The organism is Microcystis sp. M53603_WE2 (genome assembly GCF_030065435.1).
In genome coordinates this window covers 1-6,106 of record NZ_JASJFF010000346.1, presented here as the reverse complement: position 1 = coordinate 6,106, position 6,106 = coordinate 1, and the positions used below count along the sequence as shown (strand labels likewise).

At 43.4% G+C, this 6,106-nt stretch carries 9 protein-coding genes and 1 pseudogene; 3 read left to right on the top strand and 7 right to left on the bottom strand.

The features are described from left to right. Window positions 1–164: pseudogene (locus PX481_RS07505) on the top strand (RNA-guided endonuclease TnpB family protein); the annotation flags it as partial. A gap of 10 nt (window positions 165–174) precedes the next feature. Here the strand turns inward: PX481_RS07505 and PX481_RS07500 are convergent. Continuing rightward, window positions 175–516, bottom strand: a complete 342-nt coding sequence (locus PX481_RS07500; protein WP_147069608.1) for a hypothetical protein — start codon at window positions 514–516, stop codon at window positions 175–177. Between the two features lie 55 nt (window positions 517–571). Next, window positions 572–1,111, bottom strand: a complete 540-nt coding sequence (locus tag PX481_RS07495) for a pentapeptide repeat-containing protein (RefSeq protein ID WP_288094203.1) — start codon at window positions 1,109–1,111, stop codon at window positions 572–574. Between the two features lie 374 nt (window positions 1,112–1,485). On the opposite strand from PX481_RS07495, the gene PX481_RS07490 reads away from it, so the two are divergent. Together PX481_RS07490 and PX481_RS07485 are read left to right on the top strand one after the other, a co-directional pair. Continuing rightward, window positions 1,486–2,181, top strand: coding sequence for a TerC family protein (locus PX481_RS07490; protein ID WP_288094201.1), 696 nt, complete (start codon window positions 1,486–1,488; stop codon window positions 2,179–2,181). A gap of 138 nt (window positions 2,182–2,319) precedes the next feature. Beyond that, a complete protein-coding gene (locus tag PX481_RS07485; RefSeq protein ID WP_223210634.1) occupies window positions 2,320–2,559 on the top strand; it encodes a hypothetical protein in 240 nt (79 codons plus the stop codon). Window positions 2,560–2,636: 77 nt separating this feature from the next. Here PX481_RS07485 and PX481_RS07480 read toward each other — a convergent pair whose 3' ends face one another. From PX481_RS07480 to PX481_RS07460, 5 genes are all read right to left on the bottom strand, one after another. After that, a complete protein-coding gene (locus PX481_RS07480; RefSeq protein WP_002762678.1) occupies window positions 2,637–3,035 on the bottom strand; it encodes a YidH family protein in 399 nt (132 codons plus the stop codon). A 71-nt stretch (window positions 3,036–3,106) separates the two neighbouring features. Further along, the gene (locus tag PX481_RS07475) at window positions 3,107–3,913 is read right to left on the bottom strand and encodes a prohibitin family protein (protein ID WP_002762680.1); all 807 of its coding nucleotides are present in this window, start codon (window positions 3,911–3,913) and stop codon (window positions 3,107–3,109) included. A gap of 6 nt (window positions 3,914–3,919) precedes the next feature. After that, window positions 3,920–4,558: a cadmium resistance transporter gene (locus PX481_RS07470; protein ID WP_002762681.1), complete on the bottom strand. Its 639-nt coding sequence runs from the start codon at window positions 4,556–4,558 to the stop codon at window positions 3,920–3,922. Between the two features lie 30 nt (window positions 4,559–4,588). Then, a complete protein-coding gene (locus PX481_RS07465) occupies window positions 4,589–5,164 on the bottom strand; it encodes a Crp/Fnr family transcriptional regulator (RefSeq protein ID WP_288094198.1) in 576 nt (191 codons plus the stop codon). A gap of 165 nt (window positions 5,165–5,329) precedes the next feature. Continuing rightward, window positions 5,330–6,004 carry a hypothetical protein gene (locus PX481_RS07460; protein ID WP_288094196.1) on the bottom strand — a complete coding sequence of 225 codons (675 nt, stop codon included), beginning with the start codon at window positions 6,002–6,004 and terminating at the stop codon, window positions 5,330–5,332. Between the last annotated feature and the right edge of the window lie 102 nt (window positions 6,005–6,106).

The following is a 6,106-nucleotide window of genomic DNA, read 5'->3' as shown; positions in this document are numbered from 1 at the left end:
ACTGTGGGACACACCATGACCGAGATGTTAACGCCAGTAAAAATATTTTGGCCGCAGGGCTTGCGGTGTCAGTCTGTAGAGCGACCATAAGACCAGAACAGAGTAAATCTGTTAAGGCAGGTGCGAAAAATCCTTCGGGAAAGAAGCAGAAACCTAAATCGTGAGGTTTGGGAATCACCGTCCGTTTACGGCGGTGAGGATGTCAAAGATACTATCGCGACTTACGGCATAGTCGGATAAAAGTGCGCTGCCTCGATCGTGACTACTTGCCCAATCCCGAAAAGCTTGCGCTCGTTCCGTCGGTGTTGCCGTCTCGTAAAAAGGTGTTTTTGGCTCTATCAGTTGTTTTAGCATTGTCTCCAAGAGAATTTCTACCTTTTCTGGTGATTGGTGACTAATTCTTGCCAAAATCTCGGCAATTGCCTTTAAATCTTGCTGATGGGCTTTTTTAAAGTCTAGCAGCATTTCCGCTCCCTCCCCATCTAGCGATCGCTGAGAAAAAGGAGTAATTTCCATAGATATTGCTCTCCTTGAAAACCGCTAAAACTTGATTCTGCCATAAAAACTTTTTTTAGAATAGATTGGGATCGACACCGATCGCCCCTTCACCGTCCGCATCTTGCAGGTTAGCACCGTCTAACCGAGCATTAGTGAGATTGGCCTTCTCTAAGTCAGCTTTTTGCAGATTGGCGTTGGTTAAGTTTGCTCCTTGCAGGTTGGCTTTTTCTAAATCTGCACCTAAGAGATTGGCCCCGCTTAAATCGGCTCCCGCTAGGAGAGTTTTGCCGAGGTCGGCTCCCTGGAGATTAGTCCCTTTCAGGTTAGCACCCTGTAGGTTTGTTCTTTCTAGATCCGTTTGGCTGAGGTTTGCTCCTTCTAGATTGGCCCAGGACAGGTTTAAATCTTTGAGGCTAATTCCGTTAAAGTCACAACCGACACAGGCGTTAGTTTCCTGTAGTTTTTGCAGATTATCGGCGGCAGCCGGCTCGACCAGAGTAATTTTTGCCGGTGCGCCGCCAGTGGGGGTAACGGCCCCAGCGATGGCAGGGTGGAAGCAAGAAAAAACTGTGATTAGCAATAGACAGAAGGCTGTCAGTAGCTTCGGTTTCATCGTTTTTGATCTCCTTGAGTGATCTTTTTGAGTCTCTGTTTTCACTCTAGGCAATGGCTTTAATAAAAACAAATATTCTTTGTTTTCAAATCCATAAATTCCCTTTATGCAAAGCTGGGAAACCCCCTCGCCGTTCCATCACTTTTATTTATTAAAACGACAATTAAGAATATTTGCTTTTATGCTTGTCCCGTACCTAAGATGATAGTGTCCGGCCAAAATCCTAGTCAAGGAGAGCGTTTTCAGCAATCTCGCCATCGATCGCAAGCTCAAGAACTTGACCTTAGATTTATACCGACAAAAAAATAGTCAAGAATCCTAGCAGGAAATACCAAGACGCATCTACAACGTCATAGGAGTAAAAATATAATTATATGTCCCCTCAAATTCTCGATATAGCTGAAAATCTCTCTCTAACCACTTGCGGCACTATTCTCACCCTGGCAGTCTTAGAAACCATTCTATCGGCCGATAATGCCGTCGCCCTGGCCGCTTTGGTGCGAGAACTTCCCGACCCCAGACAACAACGCCAGGCTTTAAACTGGGGATTGGCCGGGGCATTTGTGTTAAGAGTTGCCCTGTTAGTCAGTGCCAGTTGGACAGTTAAATTCTGGCAGGTGGAGGTACTGGGTGCTATTTATCTGATCTGGTTAGCGGGTAAGCATTTTTGCCAGAAATTTTTAAATATAGAAATAGAAGACGAAAATTTTGCCACTAATCTCGCCATAGAATCTTTTGGCCGTGTTATTGTTCTGATTGCTTTTACGGATCTGGCTTTTTCCCTCGATAGTGTGACAACAGCGATCGCCCTAGCCGATCGATTCTGGATTCTTCTGACTGGTGGTATTTTGGGAATGTTAGCCCTACGATTTTTGACCGGTTTATTTGTCAGGTGGTTAGCTGAGTTTGTTTACCTACAAGATGCGGCCTATCTGACGGTTTTAGCGGTAGGGGGAAGATTGTTATTAAAAGCTTGTCAACCAACCTATTTGCCGCCAGAGTGGATGGTATTAATGATGGTGGCGGCCTCCTTAAGTTGGGGCTTTTCTAGGCGTGTTGTGGTGGAATAGTTCTGGCAGCAAGGGATTTTCTCAATTTTTTAGGAGCGTGTCAACCGTTATACTCCGGGAGGATGGGCGACTGTGACATAATTTGGGACTAGGTACGGTAAGAGTCGCTAGTGAACCCCGTTAGCCTTGGAGACTTCCTTGCTAGACACCATTTCCACCCTATCCCCAAAACTAACAGCGATCGAAACCAAGGGAAATCCTCTCCCCAAAGTTGTCAGTTGTTCCTCCACCTGTCGTTATTGTCGGTTTTATAAGTTTCAGGGGAGAGGAAACGGCTATTGTCAACGCTTGGGAGTCGCTGTCCACAGTCATTGGCGCGCCTGTCCTTTGATTTGTCCACCTTTCGCCCCTTCCTGGGAAAGGTCGGAAAATGGGTAATTCTAAGTAGTTATCTGGATTTTACCGCCTGTATCGAGCAATTTTCTCCCCATCCCGCTCCGTCCGAGGATGGGGTTTTAATCGAAACCGATGCTTTCTACTCCACCGCTATCGGGACTGGTGGCGACAAAATAGAGAATTCCCGACCCTAGACAAGCGATCGCTATACTAAAGCAAATAATCCAGACTTGAGCAGGTTCGTAGCTATTACTATCGATCGCTCGCCGGATGAGAAAATATCGGCGCGTGGCGATGACAACGGTTAATAATCCCACCATAGCGAAGACAAAACCCAACAACCAACCCAGTCCTAGAGATGACGAAGATACTGTTCGTAAACGCAAAATGACCAGACCAAAACCCATCAAAGCGATGGAAGCGCGCATCCAAGACAGATAGGTGCGTTCGTTGGCCGAATGATCTCGCCAGTAATCAGGGTTAAATTTCTGCTTTGTCTTTTGGGATTTAAATAACATAGAGGAGTTCCTCGCTGGGAAGTTCAATAAAATCAAGTATTCTTTCTTATGGTTTTAATAAATTGTTTTTATCATCTAGTTTTTCGCTTATCTTTAACCAATTCAAGGGACTTGAGCAGATTATCATCCATAAATAGGGGGAGTTTACCGTCCCATCTTTCGATCGCTTTGTTCTGTAAAACTTCTGGACTTAAGGAATCTTGGAGAATGCGATGAGCTGCCGCCTCTCCTTTAGCCAGATTGATTTTCACTTCCGATTCTTTCAGAGCTTTCAGCACCATAAAACCGGCTTTTTTGGCCTCCTGTTCGGCAATTTGTTTGGCTTCCACCGCGTCGGTAAAGCGATCGGAAAAATTGACATGAACCAAAGAAATATCATCGACACCGATATGATAATTTTTCAGTCTTTCGCTCAAACGAATATCCACTTCTCCTTTCACCTCCTCCCGTTTAGTAATTAATTCTTCGGCGGTATATTTAGCCATAACTGCCTTGAGAATTTCCTCCACTGCTGGATCGATTACTCGTTCAATGACAGCCGCTTCATCGCCAATTTGTTGAAAAATAGTATTAACTTCTGATGCTAAAATATGCCAATTCAGGGCTACATCTGTAAATACTTCCTGTAGGTCTTTGGAGGAAGCTTCGGCCGCTATCTGTTGTTTTTGGATTCTCACACTTAGTTTTTTTACCGTGTTAACAACGGGAATAATCCCGTGAATGCCCTCATTAAGTATGTGATCTTGCACCTGTCCAAAAACCATTAAAACCCCTCTTTCTCCAGCATTGACAATCACGAAAGGATTAAAAATAATCGCCAAAATTAATAACAAAAAAAAGAGATTGCTTGGTCTAGCTAAAAGACGATTTTTAGGCATTCTTGGTTAAGACATTAAAAATAAACGATAGGATCGGCTGTCAACTAATATATAAATCCCTAGAAAAATATAGATAAAAGGACTAATTTTATGTCCGTAGTTTGTAACCACTTTAGCTATCCTGGGATGGGTAATCAAAAAATAGGCTAGGAGGCACCAAATCCCCATCATGAGATAAAAAACTATCATAATAATTAAGACGTGCATCGGGGAATTATTGGCAAAAAGAGAGGTATAGATACCAATATTATCACCACCATTAGCAACGGTCACGGCGGCAACGTAATAGGTTTGGGAGGGAAAACGAGGAAAAAAGGAGCGATTTTTAGAATAATTAACATCTTCTCTTACTTCTTGAATGTAATCCTCATTTTCCCTTGACAAAAGTTGTTTAATGCCGATAATCAAAGGAATAAATCCTAATAGACCAATCCATTCTTTAGAAACCAGTAACCCAAATAGTAACCCGAGGGAACTAGCTAGGAGAATCAGGGTAAAACCGAGGTATTGACCAATAATCAGGTGTCGAGGTCGAAAATTAGCATTAAGTCGCGAGAAAAACAACATTAGCACCATCAGATCATCGAGATTTGTGGCTACAAAACTCGTCACGCTAGTAATTAAAAGGGCTACTAACCAATTCATAGATTGAAAAAAGAGATAATCCTTCCCATTCTAAATCTCGTAGTGCCAGATGTCCTCCTCTCGTAAAAGAAGACGATGGACAGGAAGACGTTCCACGGCCCCCTGTTGTTCTAGACTATTAAGTGCGCGGGTAATTGTGACTCTAGTGGTTCCTAATAAGTCAGCGATATCCTGATGAGTTAGACGCACATCAATTAATTGTCCAGTACCGGTTTGTTTACCAAATTGATTGCCTAACCATGACAGTAATTTCACAACCATAACATCAGTACGTTTGTAGCTACGAATAATACTTAGTTCTTGTGCTTGCTGAAGATGAGACAGCAGAATTTCTGCCATTTGATAACTCTCAACTGTGGAAAAGGAAACTGCTTGTACAGGAGTGATGCACTCAACTTGATAGGGATTGACTCTCTCTAGGGTTTTACCGACAAAACTGCCAGGTCCCCACAATCCCAAGACGATCAGGGTTCCATCTTCTAACCAGGTGGAGGTTTTCACGACTCCACTCTCGATTTTCCAGAAATTAGGGTTTCTGAGGGGCAAAATCGCCCGATTATCAAAGTGCCAGCGATGGGGGGTTGGTGGTTGATAGGTAAGCGTCATGATTGGTAAGTAGTCGTGCAAAATTAATTTTCTAGTCGAGACTCCGAGACAGGAGACAGGAGACAGGAGACGGGAGACAGCTATTAGGGATCGGATTTGATAATTTTGGGGTAAAAACGATAATTACCCCAAAAAAGACCGATTGTATGCCCTTGCAAGCCCTATTTATTTCGGGGTGCTAGTCTTCTCCAGTTCCGTTGTGGCCGAGGAGATCAGTTCTTGCCAAGCTCGATCGCTTTCCTGTAGAGTTTGTTTAACAGCGTCGATGGTCTTTTCTACGCGAGTTTTCAGGAAAGGGGAAGCATTGTCTTTGAGTCGTTCGGTGTCGTCGGCTAAGATATCGATCGTCTCGGAGGTATTAACGAGGCTATTTTCTAGGGTAATAAGGTTGTTTTGCAGGGTTTCACTGAGTTTAGCCCCGGATTTGGTCAATTTTTTCGTCAATTTACTCACTTTTTCCCCTAGATCGTCAATATTATCCGCTAAGTCCTCTAGGTTGTCCTGTTGAGCTTCGATAATCTTCTTGTCGAGAGAAGGAGCGGCTAGTTGAGCCTTTAGGTCATCGATAGCCGATTTTGCCGCTTGGATGGCTTTTTCATAGGCAATTTGGGCATCTTCCAGAATTTTTGGGCTAGAAACCTCATTTTTTTTCTTAACGGGTTCCACCACAGTGCCACCCGTTGCCGTTGCACGGTCGATGACGGCCAACTGTTCGGGGAGTAGGGGCAAGGCGATCGCATTTCCCCTTCCCCCTAGGAGCAAAGTGACAGTTAAGAGGAAAATCAGCAGCCGGAAAACTTGATTTTTGAGGCTTTGAAAGCTCTTATTTCGGTTGATCATAGTTGAATTTTCTCCTGTTCAGAAAAGTGGTTACTCTATCTAAATATTATCACATAAAATTTTTGTTTTGTATTTGTTTATAATAAATTTTTCATAAAATTT